Origin of the sequence: Vibrio sp. Vb1018, assembly GCF_033338775.1 — a bacterium.
Taxonomy (GTDB): Bacteria; Pseudomonadota; Gammaproteobacteria; order Enterobacterales; family Vibrionaceae; genus Vibrio; species Vibrio alginolyticus.
On the sequence record NZ_JAWOTI010000001.1, the window covers coordinates 327,001 to 347,314 of the forward strand.

General features: G+C 44.1%; 20 protein-coding genes. 4 read left to right on the forward strand and 16 right to left on the reverse strand.

Annotated elements, in window-relative coordinates; all coding sequences use genetic code 11:
• Positions 1-12: 12 nt before the first annotated feature.
• The 8 genes from R7Z10_RS01325 to R7Z10_RS01360 all read right to left on the reverse strand — a co-directional run bounded on the left by R7Z10_RS01325 (position 13) and on the right by R7Z10_RS01360 (position 9,474).
• A complete protein-coding gene (locus R7Z10_RS01325; protein WP_170889972.1) occupies positions 13-768 on the reverse strand; it encodes a molecular chaperone in 756 nt (251 codons plus the stop codon).
• A gap of 20 nt (positions 769-788) precedes the next feature.
• A complete protein-coding gene (locus tag R7Z10_RS01330; RefSeq protein WP_005383978.1) occupies positions 789-1,286 on the reverse strand; it encodes a spore coat U domain-containing protein in 498 nt (165 codons plus the stop codon).
• A gap of 39 nt (positions 1,287-1,325) precedes the next feature.
• A complete protein-coding gene (locus R7Z10_RS01335) occupies positions 1,326-1,871 on the reverse strand; it encodes a spore coat U domain-containing protein (RefSeq protein WP_021035866.1) in 546 nt (181 codons plus the stop codon).
• A gap of 389 nt (positions 1,872-2,260) precedes the next feature.
• Complete coding sequence (gene tdh, locus R7Z10_RS01340) at positions 2,261-3,292, reverse strand: L-threonine 3-dehydrogenase (protein ID WP_005383983.1); 1,032 nt, start codon at positions 3,290-3,292, stop codon at positions 2,261-2,263.
• 44 nt (positions 3,293-3,336) lie between these two features.
• Positions 3,337-4,530, reverse strand: a complete 1,194-nt coding sequence (locus tag R7Z10_RS01345; protein ID WP_005375095.1) for a glycine C-acetyltransferase — start codon at positions 4,528-4,530, stop codon at positions 3,337-3,339.
• Positions 4,531-4,742: 212 nt separating this feature from the next.
• Positions 4,743-7,073 (reverse strand): EAL domain-containing protein, encoded by a 2,331-nt coding sequence (locus tag R7Z10_RS01350; RefSeq protein WP_318103717.1) that lies wholly within the window; start codon positions 7,071-7,073, stop codon positions 4,743-4,745.
• Positions 7,070-8,002 (reverse strand): transporter substrate-binding domain-containing protein, encoded by a 933-nt coding sequence (locus R7Z10_RS01355; RefSeq protein ID WP_005375093.1) that lies wholly within the window; start codon positions 8,000-8,002, stop codon positions 7,070-7,072. The genes R7Z10_RS01350 and R7Z10_RS01355 overlap by 4 nt, the downstream gene beginning before the upstream one ends.
• 62 nt (positions 8,003-8,064) lie before the next feature.
• Positions 8,065-9,474, reverse strand: coding sequence for an aminotransferase class V-fold PLP-dependent enzyme (locus tag R7Z10_RS01360; protein ID WP_005375092.1), 1,410 nt, complete (start codon positions 9,472-9,474; stop codon positions 8,065-8,067).
• Positions 9,475-10,015: 541 nt separating this feature from the next.
• On the opposite strand from R7Z10_RS01360, the gene R7Z10_RS01365 reads away from it, so the two are divergent.
• Positions 10,016-10,531, forward strand: coding sequence for a superoxide dismutase family protein (locus R7Z10_RS01365; RefSeq protein WP_017635497.1), 516 nt, complete (start codon positions 10,016-10,018; stop codon positions 10,529-10,531).
• Between the two features lie 28 nt (positions 10,532-10,559).
• Here the strand turns inward: R7Z10_RS01365 and R7Z10_RS01370 are convergent, their stop codons facing one another.
• The 4 genes from R7Z10_RS01370 to R7Z10_RS01385 all read right to left on the reverse strand — a co-directional run bounded on the left by R7Z10_RS01370 (position 10,560) and on the right by R7Z10_RS01385 (position 14,315).
• Positions 10,560-11,933: a HAMP domain-containing sensor histidine kinase gene (locus R7Z10_RS01370; RefSeq protein ID WP_318103719.1), complete on the reverse strand. Its 1,374-nt coding sequence runs from the start codon at positions 11,931-11,933 to the stop codon at positions 10,560-10,562.
• A 115-nt stretch (positions 11,934-12,048) separates the two neighbouring features.
• Entirely contained in the window at positions 12,049-12,780 is a 732-nt protein-coding gene (locus R7Z10_RS01375) for a response regulator transcription factor (RefSeq protein ID WP_171344182.1), read from the reverse strand.
• A 146-nt stretch (positions 12,781-12,926) separates the two neighbouring features.
• On the reverse strand, positions 12,927-13,622 hold the full coding sequence (locus R7Z10_RS01380) for a spondin domain-containing protein (protein ID WP_213910492.1): 696 nt from the start codon (positions 13,620-13,622) through the stop codon (positions 12,927-12,929).
• Positions 13,623-13,631: 9 nt separating this feature from the next.
• Positions 13,632-14,315: a spondin domain-containing protein gene (locus R7Z10_RS01385; RefSeq protein WP_318103722.1), complete on the reverse strand. Its 684-nt coding sequence runs from the start codon at positions 14,313-14,315 to the stop codon at positions 13,632-13,634.
• Between the two features lie 565 nt (positions 14,316-14,880).
• On the opposite strand from R7Z10_RS01385, the gene R7Z10_RS01390 reads away from it, so the two are divergent.
• From R7Z10_RS01390 to R7Z10_RS01400, 3 genes are all read left to right on the forward strand, one after another.
• Positions 14,881-15,354, forward strand: coding sequence for a hypothetical protein (locus R7Z10_RS01390; RefSeq protein ID WP_161445705.1), 474 nt, complete (start codon positions 14,881-14,883; stop codon positions 15,352-15,354).
• A gap of 77 nt (positions 15,355-15,431) precedes the next feature.
• Positions 15,432-16,361 (forward strand): LysR family transcriptional regulator, encoded by a 930-nt coding sequence (locus tag R7Z10_RS01395; protein WP_318103726.1) that lies wholly within the window; start codon positions 15,432-15,434, stop codon positions 16,359-16,361.
• A gap of 11 nt (positions 16,362-16,372) precedes the next feature.
• Positions 16,373-16,756 carry a VOC family protein gene (locus R7Z10_RS01400; protein ID WP_020195776.1) on the forward strand — a complete coding sequence of 128 codons (384 nt, stop codon included), beginning with the start codon at positions 16,373-16,375 and terminating at the stop codon, positions 16,754-16,756.
• Positions 16,757-16,807: 51 nt separating this feature from the next.
• Here R7Z10_RS01400 and R7Z10_RS01405 read toward each other — a convergent pair whose 3' ends face one another.
• The 4 genes from R7Z10_RS01405 to R7Z10_RS01420 form a co-directional block, all read right to left on the reverse strand.
• Entirely contained in the window at positions 16,808-18,247 is a 1,440-nt protein-coding gene (locus tag R7Z10_RS01405; protein WP_318103730.1) for a PepSY domain-containing protein, read from the reverse strand.
• 154 nt (positions 18,248-18,401) lie between these two features.
• A complete protein-coding gene (locus R7Z10_RS01410) occupies positions 18,402-18,761 on the reverse strand; it encodes a hypothetical protein (protein WP_080276971.1) in 360 nt (119 codons plus the stop codon).
• A gap of 218 nt (positions 18,762-18,979) precedes the next feature.
• A complete protein-coding gene (locus R7Z10_RS01415) occupies positions 18,980-19,369 on the reverse strand; it encodes a cytochrome b562 (RefSeq protein WP_021035869.1) in 390 nt (129 codons plus the stop codon).
• Positions 19,370-19,525: 156 nt separating this feature from the next.
• Positions 19,526-20,278, reverse strand: a complete 753-nt coding sequence (locus R7Z10_RS01420) for a phosphatase (RefSeq protein ID WP_005375066.1) — start codon at positions 20,276-20,278, stop codon at positions 19,526-19,528.
• Positions 20,279-20,314: the final 36 nt, after the last annotated feature.

Genomic DNA, 20,314 nt, shown 5'->3' on the forward strand with positions numbered 1-20,314 from the left:
TAAATCTATTCATTATTGCTTCAATGGTATTTGGTAACGTTTACCTCCAATATTCGCGCTCAAACTCATAGGTCTGACATTACTATGGGGAATAGACCAAACCTTATACTGTTCAGGAAGAATATAGCCAGCTAGTCCATCGGAAATAACGACAGGATCTTTATTTGGTAGGTTCAATTGTAAATTCACTAAGCGAACATGGTGTTTTCCTGAATTTTTAATGTGAACAAAACGCTGATTATTTTTCTTAATAAACTGTGCCTGTAAATCATCCCATAATTCACTGTCACGGTTTGGTTTTTGAGTATCAGTCAGCCCTTTCCCGTAAATAAACAAAGGTATCGAGTAACGCATTCGGACTTTTACAGCGAGTTCATTTTCCGTCAATTCTGTTTGAGGGTTTTGAGTTGGCGGTAATTCATCTATGATCACTCGGTATGCATACTCCTTACCCGCAGAGGCTTCATCTTGGTTGATGATGCGGATTAACTGCTTTTCACCTGGTTCAATTTTGACAAACGGAGGGGTTGCAATTAACTGGCTTTGACTTGAATAACTATCTTCTCCTTCGTTTTGTTCCCACTTAAAAATTCTCACCTGTAAATAAGAATCAACACTGCCTTTATTTACCATCCAAAGTGATGTTGCATTACTCTCCTCTGATATTTTGGGGTAAATCGGCCAAATTAATAATGAGTTAGCGTTGGCATTTGAGAAAAAAACAAAAAGGAAGGTTATTAATAATAGTTTTTTGAGTATGAATTCCATTTCACCCCTCCAAAGTTCACTTACCACTCTAATGTCAGCGTAAGCGTATCCATATAAATTCCAGCCATTTCATTCCCATTTATTGTCGCCTTTGCCCAGATAGGAAACTGAATATTATCTGGGTCTTGGTCAGTATCGACGGAATATTGCGTGTCAATATCAAGCACCTGCGTATAATTTAGATCCTGAAACAAAAAGTAATCTACCGTTGTCGCTTCTTCACTGTGCTTTAGCTTACGTACACCATCCGATGCATTCATCCCGCCATTTACGGAAACATTCATCGTAATACCCGGAGTACAACTTAATGTGAGTGATGAACTGTAAGTGATGCTGCCTTGTACTTCCGTCACGTAAACTGAAGAATGCTCACCAAAATCTAACGTGCCTATTTGCCCGGCTTGGGTTGCGCTTTCTTCTTGTACTGCGCCGTTAATCAAACAACCTGTATCTACGGTGGCAGACACCTGAAAAGTTTGTGTCGCATCAGCCAGCACAGTTAAAGAACACAAACTCATCGCGACAAGTGAAAAGCCCCTAACAACCAGCGTCACGTTTTACCAGCTTAGCGTCACACTGATGGTATCGGAGTATGTACCGGCAATGCTGCTCGTACCGTAAGCTTTCGCAAAAAGCTCAATAGTTTGCGATGTTGCACTAGTAAATTCAGACAGAGCTACCGTCCCACCTTGTATAATTTGTGTGCTTCGGTCTGAGTCGGTAAACAACGTATAATCAATAAATTGCGCGCCATTTGACATCGCGTAGGTACCAACGGTCGCACTTGCATCATACAATCCGGTGCCCAATGTAAACGTCGGTGTCACACCATTACTACAAAGCACTTCAATACCCGTCGCACTACCACCATTTACCACACCATCTTGTTCACTGAAGATTGCAGGCACGTCTCCAAAGGCGAGTGAGCCAAAGCCAACGCCAGAAGCTGCATCTACCGCATTATTTCCATTAATCACACAACCTTGTACAAGGTTAATTGAAACATCAATCGTACCGCTCACTGACGCTCCATTCGCTTGCCAACTAAATGAGGTTAAGAGCAGAGGCATCATCAGATAAAATCTTTTCATATAAAGCTCCATTTTTACATTCCACTGTATATCGGTAACCTTTTTATTAGTTATAGCTCAATTATGACAAACCAAATGCATATAAAATGTAAAACAATAAAAAGAAGCAGGATAAGGATAAAGACGAACAGCAAATAAAAATATTAAACTTAAAAGTGACGATTTTTAAGCATGTAATGCTAAAAAATAACCACTAAAAACAAATGGTTATTATCTTATTCCAAATACAGAATCGACAATGAGTTAGAAGGTAGGGTGAAGTTGAGTGGAAAAAATCTAAAAAAAGTAGCAGAACGACACGAGAAGTTTAGAAAAGATTGGCGACCATTTCTTCCCGAAACAAGAATCTTCATGAAACAAAAATGCGCCCCAAAAAGGAGCGCATTTCTTACTTTAATAAGTTATTCCCAATCAAGAATAACTTTGCCTGACATACCGCTGCGCATTACATCGAAGCCTTCTTGGAAGTCATCAATCTTGTAGTGGTGCGTGATGATTGGCGATAGATCCAGACCAGATTGGATCAGTGAAGCCATCTTGTACCAAGTTTCGAACATTTCGCGACCGTAGATACCTTTGATCACCAAGCCTTTGAAGATAACTTGGTTCCAGTCGATACCCATGTCTGACGGTGGAATACCTAGTAGTGCAATGCGACCACCGTGGTTCATTGTGGTTAGCATTGAGTTGAATGCTGCTGGATTACCAGACATTTCTAGACCAACGTCGAAGCCTTCTGTCATGCCTAGCTCAGCCATTACGTCTTCTAGCTTCTCTTCAGCCACGTTTACTGCGCGTGTTACACCCATCTTACGAGCAAGTTCTAGACGGTATTCGTTCACGTCTGTGATCACTACGTGGCGAGCACCAACGTGTTTAGCAACCGCTGCTGCCATGATACCGATTGGGCCAGCACCTGTGATAAGCACGTCTTCGCCTACTAGGTCGAAAGAAAGTGCTGTGTGTACTGCGTTACCAAACGGGTCAAAGATAGACGCTAGATCGTCAGAGATGCCTTCAGGGATCTTGAACGCGTTGAACGCTGGGATAACTAGGTATTCTGCGAATGCACCTTCGCGGTTAACGCCCACACCAATCGTGTTACGGCATAGGTGAGTACGGCCGCCACGACAGTTACGACAATGACCACACGTGATGTGACCTTCGCCAGATACGCGGTCACCGATTTCAAAGCCACGAACTTCCTGACCAATCGCAACCACTTCACCCACGTATTCGTGACCAACAACCATAGGCACTGGAATTGTCTTTTGTGACCATTCGTCCCAATTGTAGATGTGTACGTCTGTACCACAGATAGCGGTTTTCTTAATTTTGATCAGAATGTCGTTATGGCCAACTTCAGGTTTATCAACCTCAGTCATCCAGATGCCTTCTTCAGGCTTTAGCTTTGATAATGCTTTAATTTTCATAATGTAACCTTAATTAAAGGCCCTATTGTCTAAGGCCTAGAATCTTAAATAAGACCCATGTCCTTACCGACTTGGATGAACGCGTCGATTGCACGGTCTAGTTGCTCACGAGAGTGCGCCGCAGACATTTGAGTACGGATACGCGCTTGACCTTTTGGTACAACAGGGAATGAGAAGCCGATTACGTAGATGCCTTTCTCTAGAGCGCGCTCTGCGAATTCTGCTGCTACTTTTGCGTCACCAAGCATGATTGGAATGATTGCGTGGTCCGCACCACCCATTGTGAAACCAGCGTCTTCCATGCGAGTACGGAAGTGTGCTGCGTTTTCCCATAGACGATCACGTAGGTCACCGCTCTCTTCTAGTAGATCTAGAACGCGGATAGAAGCGCTTACGATTGCTGGTGCAACAGAGTTAGAGAATAGGTATGGACGAGAACGCTGACGTAGCCAGTCAATCACTTCCGCTTTACCAGATGTGTAACCGCCTGAAGCGCCACCCATTGCTTTGCCTAGCGTACCAGTGATGATGTCGATACGGTCAACCACGTTGTGGTGCTCGTGCGTACCTGCACCTGTTTTGCCCATGAAGCCAACAGCGTGAGAGTCATCAACCATAGTCAATGCGCCGTACTTCTCTGCTAGGTCACAGATAGCCGGAAGGTTTGCTACTACGCCGTCCATTGAGAACACACCGTCCGTTACGATAAGAATGTGGCGAGCACCTGCTTCTTTCGCAGCGATCAGTTGTTGCTCTAGCTCTTCCATGTTGTTGTTTGAGTAGCGGAAACGCATCGCTTTACATAGACGAACACCGTCGATGATTGACGCGTGGTTTAAAGCGTCAGAGATGATTGCGTCTTCTTTGCCTAGAATAGTTTCAAATAGGCCCGCGTTTGCGTCGAAACATGATGTGTAAAGAATCGTATCTTCTTTACCTAGGAACTTAGAAAGCTTCTGCTCAAGCTCTTTGTGGATGTCTTGCGTACCACAGATAAAACGTACTGAAGCCATACCAAAGCCGTGCTCGTCCATGCCTGCTTTACCCGCTTCGATAAGTGCCGGGTGGTTGGCAAGGCCAAGGTAGTTGTTCGCACAGAAGTTTAGTACTTCTTCACCAGTAGAGATTTTAACAGCCGCTTGCTGTTGAGACGTAATGACACGCTCTGATTTGTAAAGGCCTTCCGCCTTTACTTCTTCGATTTGCTGCTGAATCTGTTGGTAGAATGCAGAAGACATTTGAAATTCCTTCCTAGTTATTTTGGCGAGTATTTACTCGTTTAGAATTAGGTTGAGCCTTTATGTGACGGGCGTCACGGGCTATCACTCATCAATTAATTGTAGTGTAATTCAAGGAAGGAGGAAGGATTATACCTTAAGGTGGAAAAGCATTAATGAATCCTAGGCACAAATTCAATTAATGCTTTTCTATGAGGTTGTTATAAAAGGAATTATAGCCAGGTAGGCTTAGCCAAAAGTGCTTCAAAGTCCTTAGCAGGTAATGGTCGGCTATAGTGGAAACCTTGTCCGAACTCACAGTTTAGGTTTTTCAGGTAATCCACATGACGCTGTTCTTCGATGCCTTCTGCGACGATCTTAAGATCCAGCGCTTTCGCCATTGCTATGATTACGTTGACAAGCTCGCGGTCTGAGTCGTTCTCGAACATATTTTGCATAAAGCTACGATCAATCTTTAAGCGGTCGAACGGAAACTTCTGCAAGTAACTCAGCGCAGAATAACCAGTACCAAAATCATCAATAGTAAGTTTGGTGTCTAACGCTCGTAAGTTATTAAGCATGTCTAATAGCTCAGAATCGTGATTGAAGAGGAGACTTTCTGTCACTTCAATATCGAACTTATTTGACGGAAGACCAGACTCCTCAAGGCTGTGTTTAATAAACGTAAGTAAGCGCTCGCAGTACCTAAATTGAACACTAGAAAAGTTTACAGAAACAAACAACGGAGTCAGACTTTGCCATTGTGCCGCTTGTCGACACGCTTGTTGAATAGCAAACTCACCAATTTGATGAATTAAACCATTTTTCTCTGCAATAGAGATAAACTCTTCAGGGTTTACGAATCCGTACTTGTCATCATTCCAACGCATTAGCGCTTCTGCCCCTACGATTTTACCACTACTCAGCTCAATAATTGGCTGATAATACAGTTCTAACAACTGATTGGAGATCGCACTTCTCAGACGATTTTCCAGATCCAAATAGCGTTGCAAATCTTGGTTCATATTATGGTTATAAAAACAAAAGCCATCACGCCCATCTTGTTTCGCCCGATACATTGCCATATCAGCACATGCAAGGAGCTGCTCAGCGTTGTCTCCGTCATCCGGGAACACAGACATTCCAACGCTGCTACTCAAGAAGAATTCATGGTTGTTCCAAACAAACGGATCGTTAAACGCCGAAAGCACACTTGAAGCAACTCGCTTTGCAGTATCATTATCAGGCAAGTCTGGGATGACGAGTAAAAACTCATCCCCACCAATTCTCGCCAATAAGTCTGTTTTTCTTGCGACTTGATACAGTCGCTGAGCACTGAGTTTAAGGATTTCATCCCCAACAAAGTGTCCCATTGAATCGTTAATCTGCTTAAAGTGGTCTAAGTCGATGAACATCACCAAAACTTTAGACCCACTACGCGATGCCCTAATTAACTCCAAAGCCAATCGCTCGGAACCATAACTACGATTAGGTAAATTGGTTAATGTGTCATATTTAGCTTGGAAGGCGAGTTCTTTTTCAGACGCTTTTCGACGTTCAATTTCGTTCGTTAATTTTTTATTCTGTTTAGAAAGAATATCTTTACGCTTTTTTTCTTCCTCAAGCTTAATTTTCAATTCAATCCTATTATTGTTCGTGATGAATGCATAACATAAAGCAATGACGATCATAACGGCGAGAATACTCAAACCAATAATAAAGAGCCGTGATGTAAATATATCTCGTTCACTCAAAGGCTCGAACCACGCCATCAATTTGAAGTGATGTTTATCCACAGGCACTTCAAAGTAAATTTTTCCGTCTATAGCCTCAGAAACGAAATAGTTCTCATCCTTATTGTGAGAAGGGGTTTTATTTATGGTATCCCATACAACCATTTCCACGTCTTTTATTTTTAGCACCATTCGGCTATAACTATCTTCGTGTTCTTGGTTAGTAAGTTGGTCAATAACAATATTCTTATTAAGATCGGCAATTAAAAAGGCAACAGGCTTTCCGGAGAACTTAACTTGCTTAATGACTTGAATGCGAACGTCATCATTGTATCGCGTCGCACAAACCTCTTCGGGATGCCCGTGTTGAGTCATTAAGGTTTGTATGTCCATTTTGTGCTCGGCAAGGTTTTCAGATCCAGTGGTGACAATGGTGACTCCATCACTGCCTACCAGCGTGAGCTTCTTATAGATTTGGCTGCTATTAATTAGCTTACTGTCTATCTTCTCATCGAAGCGACGCTTTAAATTAATTAGACTGGCACCTAATCCATACTCCATTGACATGCCAGAAGCTAAATTACCAAAGAATGTTTGTATTGTTTTATCTGTAGCTAGATTATCAACATCTTCACTCGCTATGGTAAATAAATTATCGAGTGTGCTTGCATAACTTTTTACTTTTAAATCTAGTTCTCTGTATTGAGATTCTTTTAATTTATTTTGACCTACGCTAGTCACAGTAATAAGCATAGCTAAGTAAATTGAAACTAATATTGCGCTTATTGTAATAAATCTTTTACTGGAAAATTTTTTAACGGCCTTATTCATCGGACTTTCTTTTTATCTTCTATAAAGTAATCGTTATAAAAGTAGTAAATAGATGGATAGTATTTTTTTACTAGTTTTTCGTATGAACCGTCTTTTTTTATCGAGTCTAAATAACGATCAAATGCTTTGCGTAATTCAGGGGAATTTTTACGAAATGCAACAGCCATTTTTTGATTTTCAGATATAGGGCCAATGACTTTTATTTCACCCGGCCATTTTTCGAGGGCAATTAGCGTATCCGCAACATCTAATAATGTGCTTTCCGCATCATTTTTCATTATCGCTGGAACCATCTCATTAAGGAGACGCGCCCCATCAGGTAATATAACTTTTGCACCTGTGTCATATAAGTCATAAAGGTTAGGATCCAAGCAAGAATGTTCTAAAGCTAACACTTCGCGACCATCGATCAGCTGCTTGACGTTTTTAACATCTTCATCGACCGACCCACTTGGTTTAATCGGGCTCAGACTAGAGTCGGATCTGGAAACCAACCATACACCTGAAGGAAAATAATCTTGTGAAAAATCGACAACCTCAGAGCGCCAATCAAGAATAGTAACGCCATTTGCGATCAAATCGCCTTCAATTGGAACACTTTCTCCGACAACAGCCTGCTTGTTGTGATATTGCACATTTTGCCCTGTCAACTTACCAACCACGTCGCTCCACTGTGCTGGAACATACTGGTACTGAACACCTAACGACTTGGCAAAACCTTTTATTATCTCTACATCCAAGCCAGTCAAAGTTTCCACTTCACCTTGTTCAATATAGGAGACAAAGTTAGCGTACGGGACACCAATGTGACGCAGTACACCGCGTTCACGGATTTGTTGTAAATCGTCTGACCAAGCGGCAGACGACGCAACAGAGGTAACCATGAGCGCCACCGTCGCTAAAGTTCTTTTGAATGTTATGACTGACATAATAATATCCTTACCTTTCACAAAGCGCCCAATAATGGGCGCTTGAGTGATAAACAACGATGTTAGAACGACGAGTAATACAAATTCGTCATCGCCACTACGAGCCCTTCCACATCTTGTTCGTCATGGAACAAATGTGTAGAGATACGCAGCGCGTAAGTATCAAAGTCATCATCCTTATGCAGCTTAAAGCTAGTCGTACGGATGATGTAACCATACTCTTCACGTAAACGATCTCGGAATTCCGTCAGTATCTCTTCATTAGTTACATCGGAGAACGGATTAACCGTCGTTAAGCCACTGGTTAAGCCTTCCACGTTTGGTGAATACATTTTGGCTTGTGGTAAGTACTCTTGAAGCAAGGTTTTACATAAACTACCAAGGCTTACAACTCGCTCTTCGATACGGTCTCGACCAATCTCATCCCACATTTTGCAACTATCAACTAGTGCTTGTTTCGCAGGATAGTTATCGTTACCAATGTATTGCATTTGCAGCTGTTTACCCAGGTAATCAGCATGAGAAAGTGAGGAGTTGATCAACCATAACGGGTTCTCTCGGTCACTCCAATACTCATTCAAACGGTTACCATTATCACGAACATACAGAATACCTGTCGCGCCCGGACCACACTGCCACTTATGACCAGATCCTGCATAGAAATCACAATCCATATCGTGGAAATCAAGGTCAAACATACCGACCGTATGCGCGCCATCAACAAGAGTAGGCACACCATACTCTTTTGCTAAAGCACAAATGGCTTTTGCTGGTAGCGCGGTTCCTGTTTTGTATGTGATATGAGAGAAAACAATTAGGCGAACGTTTTGATTCGCATCAAGCGCGTCTCGGAACGCTTGAATGTAATCTTGCTCAGAAACGTTTTCAGTACCAGTAAATACTGGTAGTTGAATTTCTACCACATCCACACCAAAACGATGTTTCGCTACGTTCATAGGTGATGTTGCAGCAATATGTTCATGGTGTGTCGTTAGAATCACATCACCTGGTTCAAAGTGTAAGCCATTAATGATCGAGCATAAGCCATCAGTAGTGTTGCGGCTGAGAATGATCTCTTCTGGGTTAGCACCAAAACCTGGTGCGACGTCTTTAACCATCTCAGAAACATACGGCCAAGAGCCAAATTTGCCTTTCATATCCCAAGGATATTTAGCCACCAGCTTGTTGTTATGCTCGTAATCTTCAAGAACATGTTTTGGCATTGAACCTGTTGTACCAATGTTCATGTAAGTGGTTCGTTTGTCCAAAACGAACTGCCTTCGCACTTTACGCCAGAAGCGCTTATCGTGTTTTCTACCTAGCCCGCGGCTGCTCCAATCAATTTTCTGTTCTCGTGCTTGAGCTACGCCTGAGAAAGCGGAAGCACTCACACCAGCAACAACAGCTCCTGTTGCGCCTTTCAGAAAATTACGGCGGCTGCTATTAGTCTGAATAGATTCCTTGTCTTTCATCTTTTTCAATCCTTGTCGGAAATTAGCCATATTATTAATTTTAAGTGCGTAACTATCTGTTACTAAAACATTATTACCCATTACAATCAGAGTTTAATTTTTTCCTCTGCCATTAAGTGACTTTAGTTCCAATTTTTTATCTTATTTGATGATATAAGCAACAGTTTGACCACAAATCTATAAACAACAATGTTCACATTAATATATTCGTTAATTTGACTATTCTTTATTGCGGACAATTCCACCAAATTCTTTATAAAACAATTATGAGCTTTGTTATAAAGTCATTAAAAATTTAACTTTGCGTTAATTTAAAAATATTCAGGCTATTTTAAGATTGGCGTCTATTCTTTTTATATCTTAACGATCTCAATATGTTAAGACTAAATAAAAGAAAGCTGATTTCGGATCGAGATATCAGTTTAAGACCATAAAGTGATACACATCACTCTATGACATAAACTCACCGCTCAACATACATAAGTAAAACAGGTTTTCACTAATATGTGCTTGAGCGTACACCCTAAAAGAAGGAGGTCCCATGTTAAAAGGATTGCTATGCATTTCAGTTGCATCCGCTCTTGTCGCCGCCCCTAACGCGCTAGCAAAAACGGTAGAAATGACTGCTCTCAACACCAATGAGAGTGCGGGTACCATTGAGATTTCACAAAGTGATTATGGCGTTGTTTTTACGCCTCAATTATCAGGTTTGTCAGCAGGTGTGCACGGTTTCCATGTTCACACTAATCCATCTTGCGATAGCATAGAAAAGGATGACAAAACCGTATTAGGCGGCGCAGCAGGTGGCCATTATGATCCTAACAACACAGGGAAGCATGGCTATCCTTGGACCGATGACAATCATTTAGGCGACTTGCCTCCACTCTATGTGGACATGGACGGCAATGCCAATCAGCCCGTTGTCGCTCCTCGCCTAAAATTATCGGATTTAAAAGGTCGAGCGTTAATGATCCATGCAGGTGGTGACAATCACTCCGATCACCCAAATAAGCTAGGTGGTGGTGGCGCTCGCGTCGTATGTGGTGTTATTGAATAAACATTAACTTTATGTCTCACACTTCTCTTTAAATTGCGAGAAGTGTGAACTTCTGTTGATACTGAGAGGAGGTTGCATTGGTCTCAAGATAGCTGTGGTGAAGCATTAAGATCGATTGAACAATCTTCGTCCCGATCCCCAAAAAACCGCCCTCCGCTTCTTCCTCGATGTGATTGACGAAGGTAAAGTGGATACGTGACTTATCCTCACTCAAATGCGCTTGGCAATGCACTTCCGAGCCGATTGGGCTGTGGCGCAATGCATTTTCAAGCAAGTTAAGCACCAACCGCTCTAAAAGACCTTTATCACCCACGGTTTGGATTTCGCTATCGATATCCACTTTCAACACCACTTCTTTACGAGAAAACTGGCTCTGCATCGTTTCGGCACATTCTGCCATCAACACGCCAAGATCTACGGGGCGGTACTCGTAATTTGGCATTGGAGCTTCTTTGCGCGCGGCGTCTAACAAAGAATGTAATTGAGTTGAGAGCTTCTCACAATTTCGGAAAGCGACATCAATCAAAGGATCAGATTCCGGATGTTGCAAACGCCACGTTTCCAAATAGCCAAGCACACTCGATAACGGCGTTTTTAAATCATGACTAAGCTGCAACAAGCTTTGACGACGATGAGACGATTGATACTCCAACTGTAAAAACTGCTGCTGAATGTGCTTCGCCATCATCTGATAAGAGTGCGCAATCGGCACAAGCTCTGGCACTTGGTGAGTAAAATCAGGTTGCAGGCGGAAATCATGTTCAGCTTGCTGTTGAAGTTGCTTGGTCACGCGCTCAATCGGATTCAATAGGCTACGTTTGACCAGCACATAAGCTCCAAGAGCAAAGCCTAAAATGGACACTAAGACCAATCCTGCCAGCGCGATGTAAGGAGTATCGACTTGAGCATTGGCAATGGCGTCATGTCGGGTACTGCCAATCACCACGTAGAGATAACCGATCGTAGAGCCTAATTCTTCTATCGCAGCGACAGAAAAGACTTTGTGCTCACCACGATTACGTGGGTCTTCACCCAAAATAGGAAAAGGTTGGTCATTTAAGAATTGCTTAATGGGATTGAGATCCACCTTCCCCATGATCTCCGCCCCTTCCGGTGCTGCATGGGTGGTGATATTGCCTTGGCTATCGAGGAAGTAGATTTCAAAATCAGGGCCGATCAGCATGAGCGTGTGAAAGATCGACTTGAGTGCTTTAGGGTTGTAATCCGTCCCGATCATCAGCGGATTATCGTCACGCATGTGGCTAGCTAGCTCTTTATGCAGGCTTTGCTTAGTGCGTAACTCAATGGTTTCTTTTTGCCAATTGTAAGTCAGTGCAATCACCACCGCCGCGAAGCAGAACCACAAGCTAGTAAATACTACCAAGCGAGATTTGAAGCTCATCCTATCGCCTCCTTAAACAGCGGTGTTTTTGCAACACCCGTGATGATTGAAAAATGACGGTGAAAACAACTGCCGACTTACTGTCTGGTTTGATGTTTTGACTTACTTTCTTGCATTAGTGTCTTGGCTGAAACTTATATCCAACACCCCAAACAGTTTGAATGAAGTGATGATCAGAATCAGACAACGACAACTTGCTGCGTAAACGGTTAATGGTGCTACACACAGTGTGGTGATAACCAGAATGACTGGTGTTCCAAACGTGATCGAGCAATTCATCTTTACTGTAGACTCTGCCCGGACGAGTCGCGAGAAACTGCAGCAAAGTAAACTCTGTCGCGGTAAGAGTGACGTCTTTGTCGTTTAGGGATACTTGGTGCAACTCCGGAATGATTCTCAGCGGACCAAAATCCATCGCATCGTCGAGGACTTCATTTACCACCTTTGCTTCTGCGGTTTGGCTGACTCTGCGTAGCACGTTTCGCACTCGTGCTTGGAATTCTAATACGCTAAATGGCTTAGTGATGTAGTCATCAACGCCCGCTTCTAAACCGTCAACCTTGTCCATTTCACCGTCTCTGGCTGTCAGCATGAGCACTGGGCTCCAATCTTGTTGCTGACGCAAATAATGGCAAATGTCTAGACCATCACCATCTGGTAAACCTCGGTCAAGGATCAATAAATCAAAGGGTTGTTGCTGGTATTGCGTTTTAGCATCGGCGACATTTGTGGCTCGCGACACTTGGTGTCCTTGAAACTTGAGATGCATCTGAACCAGTTCTGCCAAATCATCGTCATCTTCCACCAACAAGATGTTCGCGACTAAATTGATTGCCTGTTGTTCCATGGTCCTTTCCTTGCCTTCGAGTATCCTCACTTTGCACATGACCGGAACAAATTAGAAATTCTTTCAAAAAAGGTTCCGATGACGCCATGAGGGATAAAGCGCTCGGCTACAAGCGCTTTGGAAAGGAGACGTCATCGGAGCCTGTGTTACTCGACTCGAGTGATGGTGACTTTCGCACCTGGGTTCAAGAAACGATGGTTCGCAGAGAGTGCTGAGTTTGCTAATCCATCATCTTGGCTAACAACACCCGCATGGAATGCAACAACGTCACTGCTGTCATTACGAGCGGCATTGAAGCCCTCACCGCCACCTGCTGGGCCCGGAATGGTTTCGGCAAGCTCATCATTCAGTTCCGTGCCGGAATCCCAAACGTTCATGCTCATTTCATAGCTTTCACCCACCGCGAGCGATTTGAGCGATAGCCCCGTTTCGCCAACAAAGGCATCATTGGTATTCACAAACATAGACGCCACAGACAAGTAACCGTAACGACTAGGGTCAACCGTGATGGTGACTTCGTCCGATGCACCCGGCAACACCAATCCATTGCCCGAAATACCTTGGTAAACACTGTCATTGCTGTTCATCAACTCAATCAGCTCATTGTTACTCCCGCCTTCGGCAAGGTGCTCAAGTTCAACGGATGCGGCTTGTCCAATTTCAAACAATTGGTAGTCACCATTGTGAGTGAGTACAGCAAGCGGAGACATAGGTTGATTCGCAGTCAAGTTCGCAACGTTGACGGTGTAGCGGTACGATTTCACTACGTCATTATCATCATCGCTTGGACAACCGGCGAGCAAGCCGACTGAAGCTGCTACTAGTAAGATTCTGTATTTCATACACCCCCCTTACTTCACAACGATTGTGATGGTTGCGACTGGGTTTAACCAACGATGACTACTGCTGTCTAAGTCACTGATGCCGCCAGTTGGATCGCTATCACCAAGGTTACCCGGATGCACGTGAACTTTATCGTTAGTTACTGTTGCTTCAACGCCTGTGCCGCCAGTACCAAAGGTAATGAAAGGTGGGTTTGGCATGCTAGACGCAAGTTCATCGTTCGCTTCTGTTCCGGCATCGTAACTTCTTAGCGTTGCTCGGTATGTACCCGCTTCCGTTGGAATCTTCCAGCTGTCTAGACCGACAAAGCCATCGTTGGTTGGCAACAACATCGCGCTCAGAGAAAGATAACCGTGGTCGCCACTGTCCAAGGTGAAGGTGGTTGCAACGCCTGGATTCAAAATGCCACCAGCAGGGTTCTCAACCACCGCACCACCAGCGTTACCAATCACACTAGCAAGCCCAGAGATATTACCGCCTTCTGCCATTGCTTCTAGTTCTGGCGTTGCTGCTTGACCCGTTCTGAACATTTGAAGATCAGAGCCATGTGCAGCAACAATAAGTGGCGTAAAGTAGATGCCTTTGGTTGCGTTTGTCACGGTGATTTCCAATTCCGCCGCATTCACTGATGCAGAGCCTAATGCCATTGCGACTGAAGTCATGACGAGTCCGAGTTGGGTACGTTTTTTCATTGTGATTCCATCCTTTAATGAGGGTTGAACTACCCAAGCCCATGTGTACGGCTTTACTTCTTTGTTCGTGACTTGAGTAGGTTAAGCATTACGTTTCGAACGTTTTGCGTTCTTGCCTCTAAGAATGACGAGCAAATCTATCAGCAACTTCATCGAATTCTCATAAAATTCTCACAAGTTCTGTTCGAATTCTGTCAGCAGCACTTTTTTATTTATACTCAAGTAACCTCGAGATGCTTGGTTCAGCGAGGATGACTTGGTTTGAAGGCGAGGCAACAATTTGAAAATCTAGTGGTTCTAAATCGAAAATTGTTAACGAAGCATGCGAACCAAGGCAACTCGCCCTTCGGGAGCGTGCCACTGAAGCAATTTCTTCGTCAAACAACTTGGAAAGAGCTCGCTATTACGCTTCGTTGTTTTCCTTGCTTGCTTTCGATAAATAGGGAATCAGTGACAACGCTCTGAACCATGTATCTTGAAGTCACTTGAGTATATTTTGGTATTTACACTTCGCACTTTCCCCTCCTACAATGCGATATTCCCTGTTTAAATCACGATTCTCACCATGATTCATAACGTTCTGTCTGCCTACTATGGCGAAATCTACGGCATCGCTTTTTTCAACCACTACTTGAGCCATTACACCCAAAGTGAACAACAAACGCTGTGGAAAACCTTGATTGAAGTGGAAGAACTCACCGCAGAAAAGCTCAAATCGGTACTGCTGACAAATGGCATGGATATCGAAAGTCGACACCAAGAGATGCTAGATAAAGGCTTGGCAGACGCAACCAAGTGGATTGGTTTACCATGGCAAGAGTTGGTAGCGACTCTTTTGAAGTGGGTAGAACCTTATGAGGTTAAGTATCGAGAGTGGCATGAAGAAGTGAAAGCTTCACAGCAGTATTCAATCGCTGAGCGAGAAGCTATCGAGTTAATTGCAGACCACGAAACGGCCATTTATCACTGTTGGCAGCAATACCATACTGGTGAATCTGGCTTGCCTGCGCTCAATGCATTTTTGGCAAAATATCGTTAAAGCGAGACGGTGACACTTGAACCTCGTGAAACCGTACCAGACAATGTCGTTATTCCGCTGCGCAGAACTGAACAATTATGGTTAATCCAAAACTCATTGCCCTACTTCCTGATCTTGCTTCGTTTATCTTAGTGGTAAACGAAGGCAGTTTTACCGCTGCAGCCAAACAACTCGGCGTGACGCCATCGGCTTTAAGTAAGTTGATCACACGGTTGGAACAAGCCCTCTCGGTGAAACTGTTTGAGCGCACGACTCGTAAGTTGATCATCACTCAAGCAGGACAAAAGGTTTATGACCAAAGCATTGCAATGGTGAATGCCGCGCAGCAAGCCGTTGAGTTATCTGCAGAAGATCATACCGAGCCAACAGGTGCGCTCACAGTTGCAGCCCCTGAAGCGTTTCTTAATTCGGTGCTTCAACCGTTTGTGTTGCCATTCCTAGAGCGTTATCCAAATATACAGCTTAAGCTGCGTGCAGCAGACGGTGAGATCGATCTGTTCCGCCAAGGTATTGATGTCGCGTTTAAGCTCACCGACAAACCCGATGAGAATCTGGTACTCAAAGAGATCAGCAAGACCAATCTCGTTTTATGTGCCTCTCCAGATTACCTCACCAAACACGGTATGCCTGAGCACCCCACTGAGCTTGAACAGCACGACTGCATTTACCTTGCCGAGAACGACAAAGACAACATCTGGTCGTTCTTTAAAGAGGAAGCCTTTCATTCGATTGCCGTGAGTGGGCGCTACGCCGTCAACCATTCTCAAATGCGCTTGAACGGGGTTAAGTCTGGCTTGGGAATTGGGATCTTCCATGACTTCGTGATCAAAGACGCGTTAGAGCAAGGTGAAGTGGTGGAGGTTCTGCCAGATTGGATGATCAAGAGTAACTACCACGGCGCTATCGCGATGCAGTATGCACAAACTAAATACATGCCTGCTCGTCTGCGCGTGTTTATCGACTTCGTTAAGGAGCATTTAGTCTCCGACGATACTAACCATGCTTGAAGAGGCTAACCATGTTTAATGCCATTCATCACGTCGCGATCATTTGCAGCGATTACCCAAGGTCAAAACGCTTTTACACTGAAGTGTTGGGATTGAAAGTCATTGCTGAAAACTATCGTGAAGCCAGAGACTCATACAAGCTTGACCTCGCTTTACCTGACGGCAGCCAAGTGGAACTGTTTAGCTTTCCGGGCGCACCAGAGAGACCGAGCTTTCCTGAAGCACAAGGGCTAAGGCATCTCGCTTTTTTGGTTGATGATGTTGAACAGGTGAAAACCTACCTAGAATCGAATGACGTTGAAGTTGAGCCAATTCGTATTGACGAATTCACAGGCAAAGCCTTTACCTTCTTCCAAGACCCAGATGGCTTGCCGCTGGAGATTTACCAGAAATAAAAAGAGCCAGCACTTCGCTGGCTCTTTTACTATTTCATTCTTTGTCTGTTACTAATTCAACGCCGTTTTCAGCTTCTCAACGCGGTTGAACAACAGCCAATCCAGTGCGAGAACCGTAACAATTGCCAAACCGCCCATCGGAAACGCCAGACACAATATAACCAACGTTACTAAGCCTAGCTTCCAAATACCGTCTTGCTGAAACTTAGGTGGTGCGCCCAATGCGGCACTGCGACTTGGTCTACGAATCCACCACATCACCACGCCTGTGATTGAGATTAAGATGAACATCAAACAGAACACTACGTTGAGTACTTTGTTCAATATACTCACATCACCTTGATGCAATGACACACCTGCCGCCATGAACTTGGCAAACAAACTGTAATCTTGCCATGTGACGTCCACCAACAAGCGACCGGAATATTGGTCAAAGTGGCTGGTGCGATCTTGTCTTGGGTCGGAAATATCGCCGCCCATAGAGTTAGCTGCAACGGTGTAAACGCCCGTCTCAGAGCGTGGTAAAAACAGCTTATAGCCAGTGAAGCCCATCATTTCAGCCTTGAGGATGATATCATCAATAGAGAGCGCATCATGGCTGCCTGCGTATGCCATCTCTTCCTTCATGTTGGCATGATCATGAGCGGGCTTATCTTTCGATTCTGGCACAGCAGCGAGCTCTAAGTTCCATGGCATCTCTTCTGAAGCACCGTGGTTAAGATCTTTGTGTGTCAGTGTAGATTCCGGTTTCTCACCCCATGTGTAATAGGTTGGGAAGGTATTCCAAGCTTGCACCATTTTCGCTCCCCAGATCCCTGCCCACGACAATCCTGAAATCAAAAAGAACAACAGTACAATCGACAGCACACCACCTAAATTCGCATGTAGGTCACGCATCAAAATCCGAGGGCCATTGTTAAGGCGAATTTTCAAAAAGCCAGCGCGGCTTGCGTTGTCTCTAGGTACCCAAAGGTACAAACCAGACACCAACAGCAAAATCCCCAAACTTGCGGCGATTTCAATTAAACGGTCGCCTAGGTCGCCGATGAGCAACGTGCCGTGAATGCTGTTCATCAGTTCATAGATGCTGTCACCACGATTAATGGTGCCCTGTACGTCTCCTGTATAAGGATTTACTGCAACAATCAACGAGCTGCCTTCTTGGTTTTGAATCGAGAATCGGTTGGCAATATCGGCCGTTTTAGCAGGTACAAATTGAGTGACATTAAAATCGGGATACGCCTGCTTTACGGTTTCTAATTGTGCAGAGACGGGAACCATTTGCTCTTGTGGTGAAACTTGTAATGTCGCTTCGTATCGAGCCAGTTCGATTTCATCATCAAACAACATCACTAACCCCGTGAGGGAAAGTATCAGCATAAATGGAATGACGAACAAACCTGCGTAGAAGTGCCATCGCCACGTCATAAAGTAGATGGATTTTGCGCGTGAGGCTTCCTTGAGTTGAGGCTTTGCCGAGTTTCTCAACATGTGTATTTTCCTTTTTTCATTGTTGAACACCCAAATTGAGCCAAACGCATCCTGCACATACGCATTCGTATGCAGCGCTAATTGACTTAGATTTGGGAGTACCACTGCTCGAAGTGGCAGTGTTGTTGGCTTTATTTACTTGTAATTGTTTTCGTTATGAGAAAAGGGAAACTGGCGGCGCTCTAGGAACTGGTGTTTCAAATCGCACACTTAGAGCCAAATAAGCGTAGCTGTCAGAAGTCACCAAGCTCTGTCTTGAAAGTATCGGTGTCGTTGGAAGTGTATCGTGATGAAAAGTCGAGAAGTGGCTAAACGGACAAGGCTTGCCTTTGTGGCTGACCGAATTGTCGCCCTCTTCTATTTGGACCAACTCAAATCCGTTAAGCGTACATAGCGTCGCCCACACACCCATGCTGTTACCATGAGCATTGATAACAGGCATCAGCGTCACTAGCACCCAACTGAGAGCACTAGCAAATAACATCGAGCGGTAAAAAGGAATTAATCTACGCATAACGGTGACTTAACAAATTTCACACAGCGTAACCAATTCTGAGTGGTAGCTCAAAAACAGGATCAATAAGTGGTTGCTACCTCACAAGTTTTCTTGAATGCATCGATTGACAGGCGCAAAAAAGCCCGCCGAAATGGCAGGCTAATAATGTGTTCATTCATTACTTAGAGATAACGCGTAATCCACTGCCACGAGCAAATGCTCCGCTCAGTAGATAATTAGCCGAACAACTTGCTCCAAATACTTGGATTGCGCTTGTCGTGGTACTCTTCACGAAGACTATCGATTTCACGCAGTTGAGCTTTTGCTTCTTGTAGCTTGCCTGCATCAAGATCCGCTTCAATCTTATCTAGCGTTACCGTCAGCTTGTTAAAGCCTTCTAAGTAAGTATCAAACTTCTCTGGTGGGTAATTACCACGCTTAGATTGTTCAACAATCGCTTGCAAGCTATCAATCGCAGATTTCATGGTTTCAACATCAGACGCTTCCGCCGCCTGTTTGAATTCCATCTTCATCTGTTTCATGTTTTGTTTTAAATCAACCGCTTCTGCCATTGCGTATGTTGAGCCAAACGCAATCGCACACCCTAGGACTAAAGGACGTAACATTTTTCACTTCTCCATTTATAGTGCCGAATTCTGTGTCGGCTTTATTCACCCAAACAACCTACGCCATAAGAGGCGAAAAACTAGCTTAGTTGAGTATTTCCGGGTCGCAGTGTAAAGCAATCTGGCGTCGGGTGCATACCTTAAATGTAATCAAGTTTATGCGTTGAGAATGCTGTCATATTCTGCAATTGGTTTACGGCCTCTCAAAGCTAAGAAAGACAAAAACTGCTGAGCGGTGTGAGTAATCACTTTCTTGCTATCAATACCCACTTTGTCCATTAACTCTCCAACCAAATCCAGATTACCAACATCGTGACAGAAATGCGCGTCACTGCCCGTGGTGAAGAAAACACCGAGATCTTTCCCGATTTGTGCAATCTCGTGGCAACGGTCTACGCTGCCTACTCGGCTGTTGCCTTTCAGCGTGGTGTTATTAATTTCAATCGCGACATTGTGCTCTTTCGCGCACGCTAAAACGGTCTGAAAATCAAAGTCGAAATTTGGATTACCAAGATGACCGAGCGCATCAATACGACCACTCTGAATGACATTAACAAGTGCTTCCGTGTGAGTTTGCTTGTTTGCAGGACGAAAAACGGGTTCATGAAAACTCGCGATCACCCAATCTAAGTTGCGGTCCACACTCAGTGGAATATCAATGTCGCCTTCGGTATTCATAATGTTAGATTCAACGCCACGAATAATCGCAACGCCTTCAAGAAAGCGAGGCAGAATTTTCTGGTTAGAGAAGAACCAGTAATGAGGCGCACCCGGCATTGATTCTGCGTGATCGGTCGTGCAGAACATATCCAGCCCGTTCTCTTTTGCCAACTTTGCATTTTCAATCAAGGTACTGTACGCGTGACCACTTGCGTACGTATGTGTATGGGTATCAACTTTAAATTCCATCATCCACTCTCTTAGGTGCGCTATCTTGCGTGCTAT